The organism is Escherichia sp. WS1450, from assembly GCF_046487395.1.
Taxonomy (GTDB): Bacteria; Pseudomonadota; Gammaproteobacteria; order Enterobacterales; family Enterobacteriaceae; genus Escherichia; species Escherichia coli.
Genome location: NZ_JBJQJO010000001.1, coordinates 355,451 through 378,644, shown reverse-complemented (window position 1 = coordinate 378,644; position 23,194 = coordinate 355,451). Strand labels below are relative to the sequence as shown.

At 49.5% G+C, this 23,194-nt stretch carries 15 protein-coding genes and 3 pseudogenes; 13 read left to right on the top strand and 5 right to left on the bottom strand.

The window, feature by feature from the left end; all coding sequences use genetic code 11:
* Positions 1–111: 111 nt before the first annotated feature.
* Positions 112–3,636 (bottom strand): pyruvate:ferredoxin (flavodoxin) oxidoreductase, encoded by a 3,525-nt coding sequence (nifJ, locus tag ACJHYR_RS01805; RefSeq protein ID WP_072837522.1) that lies wholly within the window; start codon positions 3,634–3,636, stop codon positions 112–114.
* Positions 3,637–3,909: 273 nt separating this feature from the next.
* On the opposite strand from nifJ, the gene ACJHYR_RS01800 reads away from it, so the two are divergent.
* Positions 3,910–4,176: a DUF333 domain-containing protein gene (locus ACJHYR_RS01800; protein WP_001295715.1), complete on the top strand. Its 267-nt coding sequence runs from the start codon at positions 3,910–3,912 to the stop codon at positions 4,174–4,176.
* On the opposite strand, the gene hslJ is transcribed toward ACJHYR_RS01800, so the two are convergent.
* On the bottom strand, positions 4,173–4,595 hold the full coding sequence (gene hslJ, locus ACJHYR_RS01795; RefSeq protein WP_001306535.1) for a heat shock protein HslJ: 423 nt from the start codon (positions 4,593–4,595) through the stop codon (positions 4,173–4,175). The genes ACJHYR_RS01800 and hslJ overlap by 4 nt on opposite strands.
* 110 nt (positions 4,596–4,705) lie before the next feature.
* A complete protein-coding gene (gene ldhA, locus ACJHYR_RS01790) occupies positions 4,706–5,695 on the bottom strand; it encodes a D-lactate dehydrogenase (RefSeq protein ID WP_000762229.1) in 990 nt (329 codons plus the stop codon).
* A 207-nt stretch (positions 5,696–5,902) separates the two neighbouring features.
* On the opposite strand from ldhA, the gene ACJHYR_RS01785 reads away from it, so the two are divergent.
* Genes ACJHYR_RS01785 through ACJHYR_RS01775 form a run of 3 tightly spaced genes read left to right on the top strand, consistent with a single transcriptional unit; the run spans position 5,903 to position 9,058 of the window.
* Positions 5,903–8,542: a YdbH family protein gene (locus ACJHYR_RS01785; protein WP_000900920.1), complete on the top strand. Its 2,640-nt coding sequence runs from the start codon at positions 5,903–5,905 to the stop codon at positions 8,540–8,542.
* Entirely contained in the window at positions 8,539–8,724 is a 186-nt protein-coding gene (locus tag ACJHYR_RS01780) for a YnbE family lipoprotein (RefSeq protein WP_000698145.1), read from the top strand. Before ACJHYR_RS01785 ends, ACJHYR_RS01780 begins: the two co-directional genes overlap by 4 nt.
* A 7-nt stretch (positions 8,725–8,731) precedes the next feature.
* On the top strand, positions 8,732–9,058 hold the full coding sequence (locus ACJHYR_RS01775) for a YdbL family protein (protein WP_001306533.1): 327 nt from the start codon (positions 8,732–8,734) through the stop codon (positions 9,056–9,058).
* A 171-nt stretch (positions 9,059–9,229) separates the two neighbouring features.
* On the opposite strand, the pseudogene ACJHYR_RS01770 reads toward ACJHYR_RS01775, so the two are convergent.
* Positions 9,230–9,436 (bottom strand): annotated as a pseudogene (locus ACJHYR_RS01770) (helix-turn-helix domain-containing protein); the annotation flags it as partial.
* On the opposite strand from ACJHYR_RS01770, the pseudogene ACJHYR_RS01765 reads away from it, so the two are divergent.
* The 8 genes and pseudogenes from ACJHYR_RS01765 to ACJHYR_RS01730 all read left to right on the top strand — a co-directional run.
* Positions 9,437–9,589, top strand: a pseudogene (locus tag ACJHYR_RS01765) (phenylacetic acid degradation operon negative regulatory protein PaaX); the annotation flags it as partial.
* Complete coding sequence (paaY, locus tag ACJHYR_RS01760; RefSeq protein ID WP_001123440.1) at positions 9,571–10,161, top strand: phenylacetic acid degradation protein PaaY; 591 nt, start codon at positions 9,571–9,573, stop codon at positions 10,159–10,161. The pseudogene ACJHYR_RS01765 and the gene paaY, both read left to right, overlap by 19 nt.
* Before the next feature lie 230 nt (positions 10,162–10,391).
* Positions 10,392–11,252, top strand: coding sequence for a pyridoxine 4-dehydrogenase (pdxI, locus tag ACJHYR_RS01755; protein ID WP_000069825.1), 861 nt, complete (start codon positions 10,392–10,394; stop codon positions 11,250–11,252).
* Positions 11,253–11,315: 63 nt separating this feature from the next.
* Entirely contained in the window at positions 11,316–13,616 is a 2,301-nt protein-coding gene (locus tag ACJHYR_RS01750) for a DUF2773 domain-containing bactofilin (RefSeq protein WP_000476130.1), read from the top strand.
* A 170-nt stretch (positions 13,617–13,786) separates the two neighbouring features.
* Positions 13,787–14,392, top strand: a complete 606-nt coding sequence (locus ACJHYR_RS01745; protein WP_000177497.1) for a CDP-alcohol phosphatidyltransferase family protein — start codon at positions 13,787–13,789, stop codon at positions 14,390–14,392.
* Positions 14,392–15,288 carry a phosphatidate cytidylyltransferase gene (locus ACJHYR_RS01740; protein WP_000890942.1) on the top strand — a complete coding sequence of 299 codons (897 nt, stop codon included), beginning with the start codon at positions 14,392–14,394 and terminating at the stop codon, positions 15,286–15,288. Before ACJHYR_RS01745 ends, ACJHYR_RS01740 begins: the two co-directional genes overlap by 1 nt.
* Before the next feature lie 15 nt (positions 15,289–15,303).
* A pseudogene (locus tag ACJHYR_RS01735) lies at positions 15,304–17,060 on the top strand (bifunctional alpha/beta hydrolase/class I SAM-dependent methyltransferase).
* Between the two features lie 13 nt (positions 17,061–17,073).
* Positions 17,074–18,366, top strand: a complete 1,293-nt coding sequence (locus tag ACJHYR_RS01730; protein WP_024174134.1) for a phosphatase PAP2/dual specificity phosphatase family protein — start codon at positions 17,074–17,076, stop codon at positions 18,364–18,366.
* Positions 18,367–18,419: 53 nt separating this feature from the next.
* Here ACJHYR_RS01730 and azoR read toward each other — a convergent pair whose 3' ends face one another.
* Positions 18,420–19,025 carry an FMN-dependent NADH-azoreductase gene (azoR, locus tag ACJHYR_RS01725; protein ID WP_000048937.1) on the bottom strand — a complete coding sequence of 202 codons (606 nt, stop codon included), beginning with the start codon at positions 19,023–19,025 and terminating at the stop codon, positions 18,420–18,422.
* A 200-nt stretch (positions 19,026–19,225) separates the two neighbouring features.
* On the opposite strand from azoR, the gene hrpA reads away from it, so the two are divergent.
* The gene (hrpA, locus tag ACJHYR_RS01720; protein WP_072837521.1) at positions 19,226–23,128 is read left to right on the top strand and encodes an ATP-dependent RNA helicase HrpA; all 3,903 of its coding nucleotides are present in this window, start codon (positions 19,226–19,228) and stop codon (positions 23,126–23,128) included.
* The last annotated feature ends 66 nt before the right edge of the window (positions 23,129–23,194 follow it).

The window sequence follows — 23,194 nt, the reverse complement described above, 5'->3', positions numbered from 1 at the left end:
AAGATTATTTTCTGTTGGACCCTTGTTACTGTTTATCCAACAAATAATGAGACAAGCCCGAACAGTCGTTCGGGCTTTTTTTTAGAATTGGATAATTCTTATCCAGAGCATTTAATCGGTGTTGCTTTTTTCCGCTTTTCCGGCCATTTGTGCCAGGAAGTCATAGCGTTTTTGCAAATCAGCTGCAGCATCTTTCCATAACTGCTCTGCCACTTCTGGCTGCTGCGAATTCAGACGACGGAAACGTTGCTCATGAAGTAACGTTTCTTCCAGTGCTTCTGACGGCGGGCGTGAATCCAGTGCCAGCGGCAGTTTGCCTTCATCGGCTCGACGTGGATCGAAGCGATATAGCGGCCAGAAGCCGGTGGCAGTGAGTTGGCGCATCTGGTCGTGACTGAGTGCCAGATCGTAACCATGCTCTTCACACGGGCTATAAGCGATGATCAGCGATGGTCCCGGATACGCTTCCGCTTCCTGAATCGCTTTTACTGTCTGGTTGAGCTGCGCGCCGAGAGATATCTGCGCCACATAAATATGACCGTACATCATCATACTGACGCCAAGATCTTTACGCGCTTTACGTTTGCCGTGCTCGCCAAACTTAGTCACCGCGCCAAGCGGCGTGGCTTTTGACGCCTGACCACCGGTATTGGAATAGCATTGCGTATCCAGCACCAGAATGTTGACGTTTTCCGTCAAACTCAATACATGATCCAGACCGCCAAAGCCGATATCGTAAGCCCAGCCGTCGCCACCAATCAGCCAGATTGATTTTTCCACCAGTGCATCTGCGTCACGTAGCAGTTCATGTGCTTCGGCAACATCGTTGAGTTGCTGGCGTAAAGCTGCGACCTGTTCTCGACGAACCTCTGGCGTGGCGTCTGATTTCAACGCAGTCAGTAATTCTGCCGGGATTTTATCGGCAAATTGATCGAGCAGACGCAGCACTCGGACACGGTGTTGATCGACCGTCAGGCGGAAACCAAGGCCAAATTCGGCGTTATCTTCAAACAGCGAGTTCGCCCATGCCGGCCCGCGACCGTTGGTATCGGTGGTATACGGTGTAGAGGGCAGGTTACCGCCGTATATTGAAGAACAGCCAGTGGCATTAGCGATCAACATCCGGTCGCCATACAGCTGAGTCAGCAATTTAATATACGGCGTCTCGCCACAACCGGAGCAAGCACCTGAATATTCAAACAGCGGTGTAATCAGCTGCGATGTACGAATATCAATACGTTCCAGTTTGCTACGGTCGATTTCTGGGAGGTTGAGGAAGAAATCGTAATTGATTTTCTCTTCTTCGACATGTTCCAGCCGCGACATCATATTGATGGCTTTAATCTCTGGATTCTGACGGTCTTTCGCCGGGCAAACTTCGACGCACAGGTTACAACCGGTGCAATCTTCCGGTGCCACCTGCAAGACATATTTCTGCCCGCGCATATCACGCGATTTCACATCCAGCGAATGCAGGCTGGCAGGGGCGTTTTCCATCGCTTCAGGCGGTACCACTTTTGCGCGAATAGCTGAGTGTGGGCAAGCGGCGACGCAGTGGTTACATTGGGTACAGAGTTCCTCTTTCCAGATGGGGATCTCTTCGGCGATATTGCGTTTTTCCCAGCGCGTGGTGCCCATCGGCCAGGTGCCGTCTGGCGGCAGCGCCGAAACGGGGAGGGCATCACCAAGCCCGGCGAGCATCGCCGCGGTAACGGTTTTCACGAAATCAGGAGCGGCATCGGAAACCACAGGCGGTCGATTGGCGCTGTGCGGATTAACCGGCTGCAACGGAACTTCTTCTACGGATTCACGTGCCAGCGCCAGAGCCTGCCAGTTGCGTTCCACCAGATCCTGACCTTTGCTACTGTAACTTTTGGCAATCGCACCCTGCAATTCTGCGAGGGCGCTATCGCCAGGCAGAATTTGCGTAAGATGGAAAAAAACCATCTGCATGACGGTATTAATACGGGCCGCCAGGCCACATTCGCGGGCGATTTTCGCCGCGTTAATCACATAGAAGCGCGCTTTTTTCTGGTTTAACACGGCCTGAACTTCTTGCGGCAAGCGCGACCACACTTCATCTGCGCTGTACGGCGTGTTGAGCAGGAAAATGCCGCCAGGTTTTAAACGCTCAGCCATCTGATATTTATCGATAAACTGCAACTGGTGGCAGCCAACAAAATCAGCCTGGGAAATGAGATAAGCGGAACGAATCGGCTGTTCGCTCACGCGAAGGTGAGAAACCGTCAGGCCGCCCGCCTTTTTGGAGTCGTAAACAAAATAGCCCTGTGCGTACCACGGCGTGGAATTACCGATAATCTTGATATTGTTTTTGGTCGCGGAAACGCTGCCATCACTACCAAGGCCATAAAACAAGGCTTCCAGTTTCGCCGAGTTTGGCAGGGTGTTTTCCGGCAACGGCAGTGACAGATTGGTCACATCATCGTAAATACCAACCGTAAAGCGCGCTTTCGGTTTAGCCGCGTTGAGCTCGGCAAATACCGCCAGTACACAGTCCGGGCCAAATTCTTTGGATGAAAGACCATAGCGCCCACCAATGACACGGGGCAGGGTTTCGCGCTCACCATTATTAAAGGCTTCTGCCAGTGCGGTCATCACATCCAGATAGAGCGGTTCTGCCTGGGCACCGGGTTCTTTGGTTCTGTCCAGTACCGCCACGCTGCGTACGGATCCCGGTAGAGCTTGTAGCAAGTGTTTGGCGGAGAAGGGACGGTACAGGCGAACTTTCAGCACGCCGACTTTTTCGCCACGGGTTAGCAATTCATCAACCACTTCTTCACAGGTGCCAATGGCTGAGCCCATCAGGATAATCACCCGTTCCGCTTGCGGATGCCCATAATACTCAAACGGATGATACTGACGACCTGTCGCGGCAGCGAAATCATTCATCGCCTGTTCAACATGGTCATAGACTGCGTTGTACCAGGGGTTGGTGGCTTCGCGAGACTGGAAATAAGTGTCAGGATTGGCGGACGTACCGCGGATCACCGGATGTTCCGGGTTGAGCGCGCGGGCGCGATGGGCATCAATTTCGGCCTGCGGCATCAGTTCAAGAATCGTGTCATCGGCCAGCGGGACAATTTTATTGATTTCGTGGGACGTGCGGAAACCATCAAAGAAATGAATAAATGGAACGCGGCTTTTCAGCGTCGCGATGTGCGAAATGAGAGCAAAGTCTTGCGCTTCCTGGACGTTTGCCGCACACAACATCGCGCAACCCGTCTGGCGCACCGCCATAACGTCGGAATGATCGCCAAAAATAGAGAGTGCATGTGTGGCAACGGTACGTGCCGCTACATGCAGGACAAATGGCGTCAGTTCGCCTGCCAGTTTGTACAGCGTCGGGATCATCAGCAGCAAACCCTGCGATGACGTAAACGATGTTGAAAGGGCGCCCGTCTGCAAAGCGCCATGCACGGTAGCGATAGCACCCGCTTCCGACTGCATTTCAACCACGCGTGGTGTGTCTCCCCAGACGTTTTTCAAGCCGTTTCCGGCCCATGCATCAGCCTGTTCTGCCATCGTGGAACTGGGGGTAATAGGGTAGATGGCGATAACTTCACTGGTGCGAAACGCCACCGAAGCAACCGCGCCATTACCGTCAATAGTAATCATATGACACCCTTACATTGCGCAAATGAGGGGCGCACGAAATTGCTGCGCGCCCAGTAGTTATCTTTCAATTTTAGCAAATGGCTTTCTTCTGCATTTTCGCTTTTGTGTCCCCCACATCAGCGTAATGAATGTTTTGATCAAACAGAGGGCAAAAAAATAGCCATAAAAAAGTAAAAATGCGGGGCAACGCGCAGGACAGCTCTCGACGCCGCCCTCTGTGCTGCCTATTATTTATGGCGGTGTCGTTTGGCTTGAAGATCAGAGGAAGAAAAGATGCGAGCAGCGTTTTGGGTAGGGTGTGCCGCTTTATTATTGTCGGCGTGTAGTAGTGAACCTGTTCAGCAGGCGACTGCGGCGCACGTAGCGCCAGGTTTAAAAGCGTCGATGTCCAGTAGTGGAGAAGCAAATTGTGCAATGATCGGCGGTTCGCTTTCTGTTGCCCGTCAACTGGATGGTACGGCGATTGGGATGTGTGCATTACCCAACGGCAAACGCTGTAGCGAACAGTCACTTGCCGCCGGGAGCTGTGGCAGCTATTAATTCATTAAATCCGCCAGCTTATAAGTTAATGTCTGTTTCGCGGTCGCCAGCGTTAACTGGTTCGCGGTCAGATCCACTTGTGCACCTTCTTTCAGCATTTCGCTAATGGTGTTATCGAGTTCATTAAGCTGCGGGTTAGTGCACATCATACGGGTCATTGCCAGCCCTTTGGCTGTCAGTTCACCATTAGACAGTTTGCCTTCGCCGCTAAAGCGGTTACACATGCTGCCGGAAATCATCATCTTTTCACCAAAGCTGATTTCTGGCGGATTTTTATCGCTGGTCACGGGCTTACCGTTTACGCTTTCCAGCACAAAGCGATGATGCTGTAGCTGTTCTGGGGTTACAGCAATTTTGTCATTACTTACACATCCCGCCATCAGCAGGCTTAGCGCAACGAGCGCGGCTACTTTCTTCATTGTGGTTCTCAATTACAGTTTCTGACTCAGGACTATTTTAAGAATAGAGGATGAAAGGTCTTTGGGGATTATCTGAATAAGCTCCCCTGGAATGCAGGGGAGCGGCAAGATTAAACCAGTTCGTTCGGGCAGGTTTCGCCTTTTTCCAGATTGCTTAAGTTTTGCAGCGTAGTCTGAGAAATACTGGTCAGTGCTTCTGCTGTCAGGAATGCCTGGTGCCCGGTAAACAGCACGTTGTGGCAGGCAGACAGACGACGGAATACGTCATCCTGGATCACGTCGTTGGATTTGTCTTCAAAGAACAGATCGCGTTCGTTCTCATACACGTCCATACCCAACGAACCAATTTTCTGATTTTTCAGCGCTTCAATTGCCGCCTGAGAATCAATCAATGCACCGCGACTGGTATTGACGATCATCACGCCATTTTTCATCTGATCGAAGGCGGCTTCGTTCAACAGATGGTAGTTTTCCGGTGTCAGCGGGCAGTGCAGAGAGATAACGTCTGATTCAGAGAACAGGGTTGGCAGATCGACATACTCCACACCGAGTTCCAGTGCCGCCGCACTTGGATACGGATCGAACGCCAGCAGACGCATACCAAAACCTTTCAGAATGCGCAGCATCGCCACACCGATTTTACCGGTACCGATAACGCCTGCCGTTTTGCCATACATAGTAAAGCCGGTCAGACCTTCCAGAGAGAAGTTGGCGTCACGAGTACGCTGATACGCGCGATGAATACGGCGGTTCAGCGTCATCATCATACCGATGGCGTGTTCAGCAACGGCTTCTGGATCATAGGCTGGAACACGGACTACTTTCAGCCCCAGTTCTTTTGCCGCGTCAAGGTCGACGTTATTAAAACCGGCACAGCGCAGGGCGATATATTTAACGCCGTGCTTTTTCAGCTCTTCCAGCACCGGGCGGCTGCCGTCATCGTTTACGAAAATACATACCGCTTCGCAGCCATTGGCGGTTTTAGCGGTTTTTTCCGTCAGCAGAAAGTCAAAAAATTCCAGCTCAAAGCCAAAGGACTCGTTCACCTGTTGCAGGTACTTCTTGTCGTACTGTTTTGTGCTATAAACGGCGAGTTTCATAAGACTTTCTCCAGTGATGTTGAATCACATTTAAGCTACTAAAAATATTTTACAAAATTTCAAATATAATTGAAAGCTATGGCGATATTGAAAAATTCATCAACAACTATGCTTAGTGTAGGCGCAACCTTCAACTGAACGGTTAAACATGCCACAATACCCGTATTGAATGCTTAATTTTTCGCTAAATCAGGATATTAACTACCCATGCTGGGTAAATATAAAGCCGTTCTCGCGCTGTTATTACTGATTATTCTTGTGCCGTTGACGCTGCTGATGACGCTCGGCTTGTGGGTTCCCACGCTGGCGGGCATCTGGCTACCGCTCGGGACACGTATTGCATTAGATGAAAGCCCACGCATTACGCGTAAAGGTTTAATCATTCCCGATCTCCGTTATCTGGTGGGAGATTGTCAGCTTGCGCATATCACCAACGCCAGCCTTTCACATCCCAGCCGCTGGTTATTGAACGTCGGCACGGTAGAATTTGATTCTGCTTGTCTGGCGAAATTGCCGCAGACGGAGCAATCGCCAGCTGCTCCAAAAACCCTCGCGCAGTGGCAGTCCATGCTGCCTAACACCTGGATCAATATCGATAAACTGATTTTTTCTCCCTGGCAGGAATGGCAGGGAAAACTCTCTCTCGCATTAACCTCTGATATTCAGCAACTGCGTTATCAGGGCGAAAAAGTTAAATTTCAAGGCCAGCTGAAAGGGCAACAACTTACAGTCAGCGAACTGGATGTCGCCGCGTTTGAAAATCAGCCACCGGTAAAACTGGTGGGGGAATTTACTATGCCGCTCGTGCCGGATGGACTTCCTGTCAGTGGCCATGCTACTGCGACGTTAAACTTGCCGCAGGAACCGTCACTGGTGGATGCCGAGCTGGACTGGCAGGAAAATAGCGGGCAATTGATTGTGCTGGCACGGGATAACGGCGATCCGTTGCTCGATTTGCCGTGGCAAATTACTCGTCAACAATTGACCGTAAGCGATGGTCGCTGGAGTTGGCCGTATGCAGGTTTTCCTTTGAGTGGCCGACTGGGTGTCAAAGTCGACAACTGGCAGGCAGGGCTCGAGAACGCTCTGGTCAGCGGACGACTTAGTGTGCTGACCCAGGGGCAAGCAGGTAAAGGCAACGCGGTGCTAAATTTTGGCCCAGGAAAATTAAGCATGGATAACAGCCAGCTGCCTATGCAACTGACCGGTGAAGCGAAACAGGCGGACCTCATTTTATATGCCCGTTTACCTGCGCAGCTAAGTGGAAGTCTGACTGACCCAACGCTGGCCTTTGAGCCAGGCGCGTTATTACGTTCGAAGGGAAGAGTCATCGATTCGCTGGACATCGATGAAATCCGCTGGCCTTTAGCGGGTGTAAAAGTCACCCAACGTGGTGTTGACGGACGTTTGCAGGCCATTTTGCAGGCGCATGAAAATGAACTGGGCGATTTCGTGCTGCATATGGATGGGCTGGCGAATGATTTTCTCCCTGACGCTGGCCGCTGGCAGTGGCGCTACTGGGGAAAAGGCAGTTTTACACCGATGAATGCCACCTGGGATGTTGCAGGAAAAGGTGAGTGGCATGACAGCACGATTACGCTGACCGATCTCTCCACCGGTTTCGACCAGTTACAATACGGTACGATGACGGTAGAAAAGCCGCGATTAATTCTCGACAAGCCCGTCGTCTGGGTACGTGACGCACAGCATCCCTCCTTTAGCGGCGCGCTGTCACTGGACGCCGGGCAAACGCTGTTCACTGGCGGCAGTGTGTTACCGCCATCAACCTTAAAATTTAGCGTCGATGGACGCGATCCGACGTATTTCCTATATAAAGGCGATTTACATGCTGGTGAGATTGGCCCGGTTCGGGTAAATGGTCGCTGGGACGGTATTCGTCTGCGCGGTAACGCCTGGTGGCCTAAACAATCACTGACCGTATTCCAGCCGCTGGTGCCACCCGACTGGAAGATGAACTTACGCGATGGCGAACTGTATGCTCAGGTCGCATTTTCTGCTGCGCCTGAACAAGGATTCCGCGCGGGAGGGCACGGTGTGTTGAAAGGCGGTAGTGCCTGGATGCCAGATAATCAGGTTAACGGTGTCGATTTTGTCCTGCCTTTCCGTTTTGCCGATGGAGCCTGGCATCTGGGGACTCGCGGCCCCGTTACGTTGCGAATTGCCGAAGTGATTAATCTGGTGACAGCGAAAAATATTACGGCTGATTTGCAAGGGCGCTATCCGTGGACAGAAGAAGAACCATTGTTGTTGACTGATGTTAGCGTCGATGTGTTAGGCGGTAACGTGCTGATGAAACAATTACGTATGCCGCAACATGACCCGGCGCTGTTGCGGCTGAATAATCTCTCATCCAGCGAACTGGTTAGCGCCGTCAATCCGAAACAATTCGCCATGTCCGGGGCATTTAGTGGTGCATTGCCGTTATGGCTAAACAACGAAAAATGGATAGTGAAAGATGGTTGGCTGGCAAATAGCGGGCCAATGACCTTGCGGCTGGATAAAGACACCGCAGATGCGGTGGTAAAAGACAATATGACTGCGGGTTCAGCAATTAACTGGTTGCGCTATATGGAAATTAGCCGTTCATCGACAAAAATTAATTTAGATAATCTCGGTTTATTAACCATGCAGGCCAACATTACAGGTACCAGTCGCGTTGATGGTAAAAGCGGTACGGTAAACCTTAATTACCATCACGAAGAGAATATTTTTACGCTGTGGCGCAGTTTACGCTTTGGCGATAATCTCCAGGCATGGTTGGAGCAGAACGCGCGTCTGCCGGGAAATGACTGTCCGCAAGGAAAAGAGTGTGAGGAAAAACAATGAAAATTTTACTGGCTGCGTTGACGTCATCTTTTATGCTGGTTGGCTGTACGCCTCGCATTGAAGTCGCTGCACCTAAGGAACCGATCACTATCAATATGAACGTTAAAATTGAGCATGAGATCATCATCAAGGCAGACAAAGATGTCGAAGAGCTGCTTGAGACTCGTAGCGATCTTTTCTGAGGCGATGATGAAGAAAACATTACTTCTTTGTGCGTTTCTTGTTGGGCTGGTAAGCAGCAATGTAATGGCATTGACTCTGGATGAAGCCAGAACTCAGGGGCGGGTAGGGGAAACATTTTATGGTTATCTGGTTGCGCTGAAAACAGATGCTGAAACAGAGAAATTAGTAAACGACATTAATGCCGAACGTAAAGCGAGTTACCAACAACTGGCAAAGCAAAATAATGTCTCGGTAGATGATATCGCGAAACTCGCCGGGCAAAAGCTCGTAGCTCGGGCTAAACCGGGGGAATATGTACAAGGGATAAACGGTAAATGGGTGCGAAAATTTTAATAGCAAAACCGCAATATCGGGATAACGCTACAGGAGAAGGCGATTATTCTATTTTCCGGAAACAAGGTGAATATTCAAAAATTCCTGTCAAATTGCCTTTCGCCCTGAAAAATGCATAGTCAAATATCTGTTTTAACTAATTCGCGTTGCTGTACATGCAACGCGAATTAGTTAGCGGAATTTACGTCGATACTCGCCTGGCGTCATCCCAAAGCGTTGATTAAATACCGTTGAAAAATGACTCTGGTCGGAAAATCCCCAATGAAAGCCAATGCCTGCCAGTTTTTCATCATCTGCGGCATGGCGAATCGCATCTGCACAAAAATCGAGACGACGGTTACGGATATATTGCGCGACTACCAAACCTTTATCGGCAAACTTTATCAGCGCGTAGCGCCTGCTGCTTTAGCGTTCGTTAGTGAAAAAGGTGAAACCTCGGTCGGTGAACTGCCTGCGCCGGGAAGCCTGTATTTTCAACGTTTTGGCGGCTTGAATATTGAACAGGACGCGTTATGCCAATTTATCAGATAGACGGTCTGACTCCGGTTGTGCCAGAAGAGAGTTTTGTTCATCCGACAGCGGTATTGATCGGCGATGTTATTCTCGGCAAGGGTGTTTACGTTGGGCCAAATGCCAGCCTGCGTGGCGATTTTGGTCGTATCGTGGTGAAAGATGGCGCGAACATTCAGGATAATTGCGTTATGCACGGTTTTCCCGAGCAGGATACTGTCGTGGAAGAAGATGGACATATTGGTCATAGCGCTATCCTTCACGGCTGCATTATCCGCCGCAATGCATTAGTGGGAATGAACGCGGTAGTGATAGACGGTGCGGTGATTGGCGAGAACAGCATTGTTGGCGCATCCGCATTTGTGAAAGCCAAAGCAGAAATGCCAGCTAATTACCTGATTGTCGGCAGCCCGGCGAAAGCGATTCGTGAACTCAGTGAGCAGGAGTTGGCATGGAAAAAGCAGGGTGCGCATGAGTACCAGGTGCTGGTGACACGCTGTAAGCAGACGTTACATCAAGTCGAGCCATTGCGGGAAGTTGAACCTGGCAGGCAGCGCCTGGTATTTGATGAGAATCTGCGACCGAAACAGTAACGTCCTGATGCTGGACGTTCTAATTTTTAGCATGTGATACACAAACCGCAACGCTGATACAGGTTGCGGTTTTTTATTGCCGGATGCGGTACTTGACGCGTTTTGTTTTGGTGTCTTTCAGGGCAATAGAGCAACTCATCCAGTAATCTTGTTTACGCCTTCGCATTATTTATCTCTTTTCGTTTCTATACTGATTTTTCTTAATCCGTTTTATTACAGGGCAGGGTGCGATGAGCAACAACACATTTACTCTCGGTACAAAATCCGTTAACCGTCTTGGTTATGGCGCGATGCAACTGGCAGGCCCTGGGGTTTTTGGCCCCCCAAGAGATCGCCACGTTGCTATAACCGTGCTGCGTGAGGCGCTGGCATTGGGTGTCAATCACATTGATACCAGCGACTTTTATGGTCCGCACGTCACCAATCAGATTATCCGCGAAGCGCTTTATCCTTACTCTGACGATCTGACAATTGTCACTAAAATTGGTGCGCGGCGTGGAGAGGACGCATCCTGGTTGCCCGCATTTTCTCCGGCAGAGCTGCAAAAAGCGGTACACGATAATCTACGTAATCTCGGCCTGGACGTACTGGATGTGGTTAACCTGCGCGTCATGATGGGGGATGGTCATGGCCCGGCGGAAGGATCGATTGAAGCCAGCCTGACCGTGCTGGCAGAGATGCAACAACAAGGCCTGGTAAAACATATTGGCCTGAGCAACGTCACACCGACGCAGGTCGCAGAGGCGCGTAAGATTACCGAAATCGTCTGTGTGCAGAACGAATACAACATTGCTCATCGTGCTGATGACGCAATGATTGATGATTTGGCCCGCGATGGCATTGCTTACGTGCCGTTCTTCCCGCTTGGGGGCTTTACGCCGCTGCAATCCTCCACACTTTCGGATGTAGCAGCGAGCCTGGGCGCAACACCAATGCAGGTGGCGCTGGCGTGGCTGTTACAGCGTTCACCGAATATTTTGCTGATCCCAGGGACGTCTTCTGTTGCGCATTTACGGGAGAATATGGCTGCTGAAAAATTGCATCTTTCTGAGGAAGTGTTGTCTACGTTGGATGGTATTTCGCGAGAATAACGAATATACAAAAGGGAAAGATGCATTTCCCTTTTGTTTCTTTTTTAATGGCATGGAGTGCATATGTTTAAGCCCAGGATTTGCAGCTGGATAGGTTTACTTCCCCTGTTTATGCTGAGTCTTCCAGTACAGGCGGAACTTCGATGTGTTGCAAATGCAGTTGATATTGAACCATTTTTTTCTGCGGCTACCGCTGAAGATAAACAACAAGTTGAACAAGCTATCAACAGTAGCGTGAATCTTGTCCCCTTCGGTTTATCTGCATCGGACTGGAAAGTGCATCGTGGCGATTTAGTGGTTGACGGTAATATAGAGAGTAATCAAAAATTGATTGTTCTTGGCAATTTGACAGTCAAAGGTAATATTTCCACTTTCTCTCTTTCTAATCCATGGATTATTCTCGGTAACGTGACGGCAACGAATATAGTTACGGATTCACCACTGTTAATTACCGGTTCGATAAATGCAAGTGGACTGGTATTTATCGACTCATATTACGATAATCCGTCTACGATTAAGGGGAGTATTAATGCGCGTGGGATATTTATCAATGACATAATTGCACCTGTTGTTGTGTCTTCGACAAATAGTGAATTCATGGTCCGTGCGGGAGACAAAAATGACACTGAAAATGTCAAAAAAGCGCTGACGATAATAAATCCTGATGCATATTATTGGGGCCTAATAAATGATGAAGATGCTCTGAAAGAAATTTTTAAGCGAAGCAATATTCGCATAGCAGGGAATGTCTGTAATCAGATGAAAAAAGAAGCGCTGTTTCGCCCTAAGCCTTCACCTGAATTAGTGCAGGAATTGCAAATGCTGGATGAAGGCAAAGTTGCTGCATTTGAAGGGCGAGACATTGCGACATTTGATCTTGCCATAATGCGAACTCTCCCAAGGCTTAAAGGAATTTCAGCTAACCTACGCAAACAACTTATTAATAGCAATGATGAACAAACGATTGAAAGTATGGCGAGATATATGCCTGACAATGAGATTCTGGAGTTGACCGATCAGCAATTGGGTTACCAGCCTGTGGTTCTGGGGTTGCTCAACCGTGAACCGCTCTCTGTCGAAATAATGACGCGAATTAGCCATCTACCTGATGGTGCCGGTCCGTTGAATCTTGCGCTACGTGAAAATCTCCCTCTGGATATCGTCATGACTCTGGCGAAAAGAGATTGGGTCATTGAGGGGCTTTATAAAGATGCATGGTTATTGCCCGAATCCATTATAGATGGCTATATCCGCAGTGATGATCCCACAATTCGTCAGGTCGGTGCTGGAGGACAACTCACCTACAATCAGGCAATGCAGTTGGCGAAAGATTCATCAAAAAATGTTGTCACAAACTTAGCGTTCAAGCTGGCAGAGATGAAACACCATGGTCAATTGTTGCGGATGACACCACAAGAGAGTGACAAAATAGCAGTATATTTATACCAAAAATTCGAGAATGACGATGATCTAATAGGTACGTTATTTTTAGCGTTGCCAGATAACTTACAGTTTAATTTTGTTAAAAGGATGGAGAAAAAATCCCCTGCCTACTTTTGCTGTCGGGATATGCAGATAATTCACTCTGACGCTGCTTTACAACGGTTATTGACACGTTTCAACGATCCTGAGGGGTGGAGTAATTTGGCGAAAAATCAGTATCTGAGCACGTCGATGAAACAAAAAATTTGGCAACGTGCTTTATCGCATCGGAAAAATAATCCGAAAGCAGATTCTGCAGCATATGAAACCAGCGCTGATATGATTTTGTCTGAGCTGATTAGCCACGGTGAAGTTGATGACCAGATGCTATTAAATGCCACCTCTCTGATACGTTCGGAAGGCTGGGACTTTTTAGAGAGTGCATTAGTTAGTTGGGATAATTTACCCGCTGTTGTCCTCAAGGAATTACAGCAAAATATGCCACGCAATGATATTTGGGCGAAGTTTTTTCTGAGGCAGGAAAACAGCTCTCGTGCGCAGGTTAACGAAGCGTTACGTGTTTATTATGCACTTGACCCCGATGCATTAGCACAACTGGATAAACTGGCAAAACAACCGGATCGTATATGGTGGAGTACACTGGCGAAAAGCAATCTCACATTTTTCAAGTTCGGCGCACTTAACAACCACCACACACCGCCTGCAGTACTGGCGGCAGAAATTGATCCCGAGTGGTGGATTGTGGCGATGAATAATCCCCGTTTTCCAGTTGATATATTAAAGGCGAGGCTGAAACGTGATCCTTTGCTGGCGTTAGAGCTTGTTAACCCTGAACTGGATTTAGTTCGGCAGCTGGCGCTTAACGGTAAGACGCGCGCAATACGGGAACAAGCGATGAGAAAACTTGATGAGTTGTATTGAATAACAGCGTAATAATTTTTAACCACTTGATTTATTGGGGATAATCATTCCTGACGGTGAGTCCCCAATACCTTGATATATTCTGAATTTTTAATGAAGCGGCGTGTTACGATATCTCCGTCAGGGGAATTGATGCACCATAGCGCAAACCGAATTATCAAGGATTGATAATGACGCTCTACCAGATAAAACCGCTCTTTCAGTCGCTGTTAAGGCCGACGATGTTTTGGCTTAATAAGCACCATGTTACAGCGAATCACATCACTCTTGCTGCACTGGCACTTTCTCTTCTTAGCGGATTGCTGTTGATGTTGGTGGCACAACCCATCCTCTTTTTGCTATTGCCTATCGTGCTTTTTATCCGTATGGCGCTCAATGCGCTGGATGGCATGATGGCGCGTGAGTGCAATCAGCAAACACATCTTGGGGCGATTTTGAATGAAACAGGCGATGTTATTTCCGATATTGCGCTTTATTTACCGTTTTTATTTTTACCGGAAAGTAACGCATCACTCGTAATACTCATGTTATTTTGCACCATATTGACTGAGTTTTGCGGTTTACTCGCGCAGACGATTAACGGTATTCGTAGTTATGTCGGTCCATTTGGCAAAAGCGATCGCGCGTTAATATTTGGTTTGTGGGGGCTGGCCATTGCCATTTATCCACAATGGATGCAATGGAATAATCTTTTATGGAGCATTGCTTCAATTCTGCTTCTCTGGACTGCGATTAATCGTTGTCGGAGTGTGCTTCTTATGAGCGCTGAAAGATAATGCTGGAAAAATCTCTTGCAACACTTTTCGCGTTGTTAATTTTAGCAACGCTGATAAACCGTTTTCTGGTATGGCGGTTACCGGAGAGAAAAGGGGATGAAGTTACATTACGTATTCGTACTTGGTGGGGCATCGTCATTTGTTTTTCAATGGTGATTTCAGGTCCACGCTGGATGACGTTGACGTTTTTTGCGCTGATAAGTTTTCTGGCATTGAAAGAATATTGTACGCTTATATCTGTACATTTTCCGCGTTGGTTATATTGGGGTATTCCTCTTAACTATTTGCTTATCGGTTTTAATTGCTTTGAGCTGTTTCTGTTATTTATACCTTTGGCTGGGTTTCTGATATTAGCCACCTGGCGAGTTTTAGTGGGTGACCCCTCCGGTTTTCTGCATACCGTGAGCGCCATTTTTTGTGGCTGGATAATGACCGTTTTCGCCTTGAGTCATGCCGCCTGGTTATTAATGTTGCCAACCACAAATATCCAGGGCGGGGCGTTACTGGTGTTATTTCTTTTGGCATTAACCGAGTCAAACGATATTGCACAGTATTTATGGGGAAAATCCTGCGGCAGAAGAAAAGTGGTCCCTAAAGTCAGCCCGGGAAAAACATTGGAAGGTCTGATGGGCGGCGTAATCACCACCATGATTGCGTCACTGATTATTGGACCGTTGCTGACACCGCTAGATACATTACAGGCATTATTAGCGGGTTTGTTAATTGGTATTAGTGGTTTTTGCGGCGATGTAGTGATGTCAGCCATCAAACGAGATATTGGTGTTAAAGATAGTGGAAAACTATTACCAGGACATGGCGGACTCCTTGACAGGATTGACTCATTAATTTTCACCGCTCCGGTATTTTTTTATTTTATTCGCTACTGCTGTTACTGAAGGAAAATAGAGAAAATGGAAAATTCACGCATCCCTGGGGAACATTTTTTTACCACCAGTGATAATACAGCGTTGTTTTATCGGCACTGGCCCACTTTACAGCCAGGGGCGAAAAAGGTCATCGTCTTATTTCATCGCGGTCATGAACATTCTGGTCGTCTACAACATATCGTTGATGAACTGGCGATGCCAGATACTGCTTTTTATGCATGGGATGCCCGAGGGCATGGACAAACTTCGGGGCCGCGTGGTTATAGTCCGTCTCTTGCGCGTTCAGTGCAGGATGTCGATGAATTTGTCCGTTTTGCTGCCAGCGACAGCCAGGTCGGACTGGAAGAGGTGGTTGTGATCGCGCAAAGCGTCGGCGCAGTGATGGTTGCCACATGGGTTCATGATTATGCGCCTGCTATTCGCGGACTAGTGCTGGTATCTCCGGCCTTTAAGGTTAAATTGTATGTGCCGCTGGCACGTCCTGGACTGGCGTTATGGCATCGTCTGCGTGGTCTGTTTTTTATTAATTCCTATGTGAAAGGGCGTTATCTGACCCACGATCGGCAACGGGTGGCGAGTTTCAATAATGATCCGCTGATCACACGGGCGATTGCCGTCAATATCTTGCTCGATCTCTATAAAACGTCTGAACGTATTGTTAGCGATGCGGCGGCGATTACGCTCCCCACGCAACTTCTGATATCAGGCGATGACTATGTGGTGCATCGCCAACCGCAGATTGATTTTTATCAGCGTTTACGTAGTCCTCTGAAAGAGCTGCATCTGCTGCCAGGCTTTTATCACGACACGTTGGGTGAAGAGAAAAGGGCGCAGGCATTTGAAAAAATGCAAAGCTTTATTAGTCGCTTATATGCTAACAAGTCGCAAAAATTTGATTATCAGCATGAAGACCGCACAGGACCATCAGCGGATCGATGGCGGCTCCTTTCTGGTGGACCCGTGCCATTATCGCCGGTTGATTTGGCGTATCGCTTTATGCGAAAGGCGATGAAACTGTTCGGGGCGCACTCTGCGGGCCTGCATCTCGGAATGAGTACCGGCTTTGATTCAGGCAGTTCGCTGGATTATGTCTATCAAAATCAACCGCAAGGCAGTAACGCATTCGGGCGCTTTATCGACAAAATCTACCTGAACAGTGTTGGCTGGCGCGGTATTCGCCAGCGCAAAACCCATTTACAAATGCTGATTAAACAAGCCGTTGCCCATCTCCACGCCAAAGGTTTAGCCGTCCGCGTGGTTGACATTGCCGCAGGGCATGGGCGCTATGTACTGGATGCGCTGGTAAACGAGCCTGCCGTAAGCGATATTTTGTTACGTGATTACAGTGAGGTAAATGTTGCACAAGGGCAAGAGATGATTGCCAACGGGGAATGTCTGGTCGGGCGCGTTTTGAACAGGGCGATGCGTTTAATCCGGCAGAACTCAGCACGTTAACTCCGCGGCCTACGCTGGCGATTGTCTCTGGCCTGTATGAGCTTTTTCCAGAAAATGAGCAGGTAAAAAACTCACTCGCAGGTCTTGCCAAGGCCATCGAACCGGGTGGCATTCTCATCTACACCGGGCAGCCGTGGCACCCACAACTGGAGCTGATTGCCGGGGTGTTAACCAGTCATAAAGATGGTAAACCGTGGGTAATGCGCGTGCGTTCTCAAGCGGAGATGGATTCGCTTGTGCATGATGCCGGATTTGATAAATGCACCCAACGGATTGATGAGTGGGGCATTTTTACGGTTTCGATGGCGGTGCGTCGTGACAACTGAACGCCGGAACGTATTGCTACAAGGAGCTGGCTGGTTATTGTTGCTGGCCCCGTTTTTCTTCTTCACCTATGGATTTCTTAATCAGTTCACCGCGACTCAGGATCTTAACAACCATGATATCCCCAGTCAGGTATTCGGTTGGGAGACGGCGATCCCTTTTCTTCCCTGGACTATTGTTCCTTACTGGAGTCTGGATCTTTTATATGGATTTTCGCTGTTCGTTTGTAGCTCGACATTTGAGCAGCGCCGACTGGTCCACCGGCTTATTCTGGCAACGGTAATGGCCTGCTGCGGTTTTTTTCTCTATCCGCTGAAGTTTAGTTTTATCCGTCCTGAAGTGAGTGGGGTGACAGGATGGTTATTTTCGCAACTTGAATTGTTTGATCTGCCTTATAACCAGTCTCCTTCGCTGCATATTATTCTCTGCTGGCTACTTTGGCGTCACTTTCGTCAGCATCTGGCTGTGAGGTGGCGTAAAGTCTGCGGCGGATGGTTTTTACTCATCGCCATTTCGACGCTGACGACCTGGCAGCATCATTTTATTGATGTCATCACAGGGCTGGCGGTAGGTATGTTAATTGACTGGATGGTGCCCGTCGACCGTCGTTGGAATTATCAGAAACCTGATCAACGTCGAATCAAAATAGCACTGCCCTATGTCGTAGGCGCGTGCTCGTGCATTGTGTTGATGGAGCTAATGATAATGCTTCAGTTATGGTGGTCAGTCTGGTTATGTTGGCCAGTATTATCGCTACTCATTATTGGCCGTGGGTACGGTGGGCTTGGCGCGATAACAACAGGTAAAGATAGTCAAGGGAAACTCCCGCCCGCCGTTTACTGGCTGACATTGCCATGGCGCATCGGGATGTGGCTGTCTATGCGTTGGTTTTGCCTTCGCCTGGAGCCGGTAAGCAAAATTACGGCTGGTGTTTATTTAGGGGCGTTTCCACGACATATTCCGGCACAGAATGCGGTTCTGGACGTCACCTTTGAATTCCCTCGCGGACGAGCGACAAAAGATCGACTCTATTTTTGTGTACCGATGTTGGATCTGGTGGTTCCGGAAGAGGGGGAGCTCCGACAGGCCGTGGCGATGCTGGAAACATTACGCGAAGAGCAAGGCAGCGTTCTGGTCCATTGTGCATTGGGATTATCGCGCAGTGCGCTGGTGGTGGCGGCATGGTTGTTATGTTACGGACACTGTAAAACCGTTAATGAAGCGATTAGCTATATTCGAGCCAGACGCCCGCAGATTGTGCTGACAGACGAGCACAAAGCGATGCTGAGATTATGGGAAAACAGGTAAGTGGATTGAGATGTGGACTGAATATCTACAGTCCACATCAAGACCGTGTCCGGTTATGCAGCAACAATACTGTCGATGGCTGCTTTCGCGTCAGACTGCGCTTTCGCTGCCATTTCCGGACCGTATGCGATCCCTTCGGCGAAGACAAATTTCACATCAGTAATGCCGATAAAGCCCAGGAACGTGGACAGATACGGCGTCACCAGGTCCGTTGGTCCATCTTTGTGGATCCCACCGCGGCTGGTGATAACGATGGCTTTTTTACCTGTTACCAGACCTTCCGGACCGTTCTCGGTATAGCGGAAAGTAACGCCCGCGCGTGCAACCAGGTCAAAATAGTTTTTCAACTGAGTCGAGATGTTGAAGTTATACATCGGTGCCGCAATAACGATAACGTCGTGGGCTTTCAGCTCGGCAATCAGCTCATCGGAAAGTGCCAGAGCTTCCTGCTGACGCGGAGTCAGCGGTGCATCGCTCGGACGCAGCGCACCAACCAGTTCGCCATCCAGCACCGGAATCGGATTTGCAGCCAGGTCGCGACCGGTGATTTCATCAGCGGAGTGCTTTTCGCGCCATTGTTCAACAAAATAATCGGACAACTGATTAGACTGAGAGTACCCTGCCAGAATGCTGGATTTAAGAACTAATACCTTGCTCATGGTGTTTCCTTATAGATGTTTGAATGGGCGATGCCCCGTTGCTTGCTGACACTTTATTCACAATCCTGCCACAGAGATAGCGCAATAAATCGAAGCCTATGTTCGAATTTATTGAACAACGCATAGAAAGCCGCGATGTGGTACTCTATATCTATCATTTAAAAGAAAATTAATCAGGCAGACTACTGCCCACTAACGTTATGACAGAACAACAAAAATTGACCTTTACTGCCTTGCAGCAGCGGCTGGATTCGCTGATGCTGCGCGACAGACAGCGTTTTTTACGCCGTCTGCACGGTGTGAAGAAGGTTAAAAATCCTGATGCACAACAGGCCATTTTCCAGGAGATGGCGAAAGAGATTGACCATGCGGCAGGGAAAGTCCTGCTGCGTGAAGCGGCACGACCGGAAATCACTTATCCGGACAATTTGCCGGTTAGTCAGAAAAAGCAGGACATTCTCGAAGCGATTCGTGATCACCAGGTGGTGATCGTCGCCGGGGAAACCGGTTCCGGTAAAACGACTCAGCTACCGAAAATCTGTATGGAGCTGGGGCGCGGTATTAAAGGGCTGATCGGTCATACCCAACCGCGTCGCCTGGCGGCACGAACGGTGGCGAACCGTATTGCGGAAGAGCTGAAAACGGAGCCGGGCGGTTGCATCGGTTACAAAGTGCGTTTCAGTGATCACGTTAGTGATAACACGATGGTCAAGCTGATGACCGACGGTATCCTGCTGGCGGAGATCCAGCAAGACCGCCTGCTGATGCAGTACGACACTATCATTATTGACGAAGCGCACGAACGCAGCCTGAATATCGATTTTCTGCTCGGCTATTTGAAAGAGTTGCTGCCGCGGCGTCCTGACTTAAAAATCATTATCACTTCCGCGACTATCGACCCGGAACGCTTTTCGCGACACTTTAATAATGCGCCGATTATTGAAGTCTCCGGTCGGACCTATCCGGTGGAAGTGCGCTATCGCCCGATTGTTGAAGAAGCCGATGACACCGAACGCGACCAGTTGCAGGCGATTTTCGATGCCGTAGACGAACTTAGTCAGGAAAGCCCCGGCGACATTCTGATCTTTATGAGCGGTGAGCGGGAAATTCGCGATACCGCCGATGCGCTGAACAAGCTAAATCTGCGGCATACCGAAATCTTGCCGCTTTATGCGCGGCTTTCGAACAGCGAACAGAACCGCGTGTTCCAGTCGCACAGCGGACGGCGTATTGTGCTGGCGACCAACGTCGCGGAAACCTCGCTGACCGTACCGGGGATTAAATACGTTATCGACCCCGGTACAGCACGTATCAGCCGCTACAGCTATCGCACCAAAGTGCAGCGTTTGCCTATTGAGCCGATTTCGCAGGCGTCTGCCAATCAGCGTAAAGGCCGCTGTGGTCGTGTGTCCGAAGGGATCTGTATTCGTCTCTATTCCGAAGACGATTTCCTCTCGCGCCCGGAGTTTACCGATCCGGAGATTCTGCGTACCAACCTGGCCTCGGTTATTTTGCAGATGACCGCGCTGGGGCTGGGCGATATCGCGGCGTTCCCGTTTGTCGAAGCACCGGATAAACGCAGTATCCAGGATGGCGTGCGTCTGCTCGAAGAACTGGGCGCGATCACCACTGATGAACAGGCCAGCGCCTATAAACTGACGCCGCTCGGTCGCCAGCTCTCGCAGTTGCCTGTCGACCCACGTCTGGCGCGTATGGTGCTGGAAGCGCAAAAACATGGCTGTGTGCGTGAGGCGATGATTATCACGTCCGCGCTCTCCATTCAGGATCCGCGCGAACGTCCGATAGATAAACAGCAGGCATCGGATGAAAAACATCGTCGCTTCCACGACAAAGAATCCGATTTCCTCGCGTTTGTAAATCTGTGGAATTATCTTGGCGAGCAGCAAAAGGCGCTTTCTTCCAACGCCTTCCGTCGCCTGTGTCGTACCGATTATCTCAACTATCTGCGCGTGCGCGAATGGCAGGATATCTACACCCAGTTGCGCCAGGTGGTGAAAGAACTTGGCATTCCGGTTAACAGCGAACCGGCGGAGTATCGTGAAATTCACATTGCGTTGCTGACGGGTTTACTTTCCCATATCGGCATGAAAGATGCCGATAAACAAGAATATACCGGCGCACGTAACGCGCGTTTCTCCATTTTCCCCGGTTCCGGCTTATTTAAAAAGCCGCCGAAATGGGTAATGGTGGCGGAACTGGTAGAAACCAGCCGCCTGTGGGGGCGCATTGCGGCACGTATCGACCCTGAATGGGTAGAACCCGTTGCTCAGCATTTGATTAAACGCACCTACAGCGAACCGCACTGGGAACGGGCGCAGGGCGCGGTGATGGCAACGGAAAAAGTCACTGTTTATGGTTTGCCGATTGTTGCTGCGCGTAAGGTCAACTACAGCCAGATCGATCCGGCGTTATGTCGTGAACTCTTTATTCGCCACGCGCTGGTGGAAGGTGACTGGCAGACGCGTCACGCATTCTTCCGTGAAAACCTGAAACTGCGGGCCGAAGTGGAAGAGCTGGAACACAAATCACGTCGCCGCGATATTCTGGTTGATGACGAAACGCTGTTTGAGTTTTACGACCAGCGCATCAGCCACGATGTGATCTCAGCACGTCACTTCGACAGCTGGTGGAAAAAAGTCAGCCGCGAAACGCCTGATTTGCTCAACTTTGAAAAGAGCATGTTGATCAAAGAAGGGGCGGAAAAGATCAGCAAGCTGGATTATCCGAACTTCTGGCATCAGGGCAATCTCAAGCTGCGTTTGAGCTATCAGTTTGAGCCCGGCGCGGATGCTGACGGTGTGACTGTGCATATCCCGCTGCCGTTACTTAACCAGGTTGAGGAGAGTGGGTTTGAGTGGCAGATCCCCGGCCTGCGTCGTGAACTGATCATCGCACTGATTAAATCATTGCCGAAACCAGTACGCCGTAATTTTGTACCTGCGCCAAACTATGCCGAAGCGTTTTTAGGCCGCGTCACACCGCTGGAATTGCCGTTGCTCGACAGCCTTGAACGAGAGCTACGGCGGATGACTGGCGTCACCGTTGACCGCGAAGACTGGCACTGGGATCAGGTGCCCGATCACCTGAAAATCACATTCCGCGTGGTGGATGACAAAAACAAGAAGCTAAAAGAAGGGCGCTCATTACAAGATCTGAAAGATGCTCTGAAAGGCAAAGTACAGGAAACGCTATCTGCCGTGGCGGATGACGGTATCGAGCAGAGTGGCTTACATATCTGGAGTTTTGGTCAGCTGCCGGAAAGCTACGAACAGAAGCGTGGCAACTACAAAGTGAAGGCGTGGCCAGCGTTGGTGGATGAGCGCGACAGTGTGGCGATCAAACTGTTTGATAACCCGCTGGAGCAAAAACAGGCAATGTGGAACGGTCTTCGCCGTCTACTGCTGCTGAATATTCCATCGCCGATCAAGTATTTGCATGAGAAGTTGCCAAACAAAGCCAAACTTGGGCTGTACTTTAACCCGTATGGCAAAGTGCTGGAGCTGATAGACGACTGTATCTCCTGCGGTGTGGATCAACTGATCGACGCCAATGGTGGCCCGGTCTGGACGGAAGAAGGTTTTGCTGCGCTGCATGAAAAAGTCCGTGCTGAACTGAACGACACGGTGGTGGATATTGCGAAGCAGGTCGAGCAAATCCTTACTGCGGTGTTCAATATCAATAAACGTCTGAAAGGGCGGGTGGATATGACCATGGCGCTGGGGCTTTCTGACATTAAAGCGCAGATGGGCGGGTTGGTATATCGCGGTTTCGTCACTGGTAACGGCTTCAAACGGTTGGGCGACACGCTGCGTTATTTGCAGGCGATTGAAAAACGGCTGGAAAAACTGGCGGTTGACCCACATCGCGACCGAGCTCAGATGCTGAAAGTCGAAAATGTCCAGCAGGCGTGGCAGCAATGGATCAACAAACTGCCGCCCGCACGTCGTGAGGATGAAGACGTGAAAGAGATCCGCTGGATGATAGAAGAGCTGCGCGTTAGTTACTTCGCTCAACAACTTGGTACGCCTTATCCGATTTCAGATAAGCGTATTTTGCAGGCGATGGAGCAGATTAGCGGTTAACACTGCTATTTGCCTGATAAATCTAAAACCCGGTAAGCATTTAGCGCCGGGTTTTTTCTTTATGAA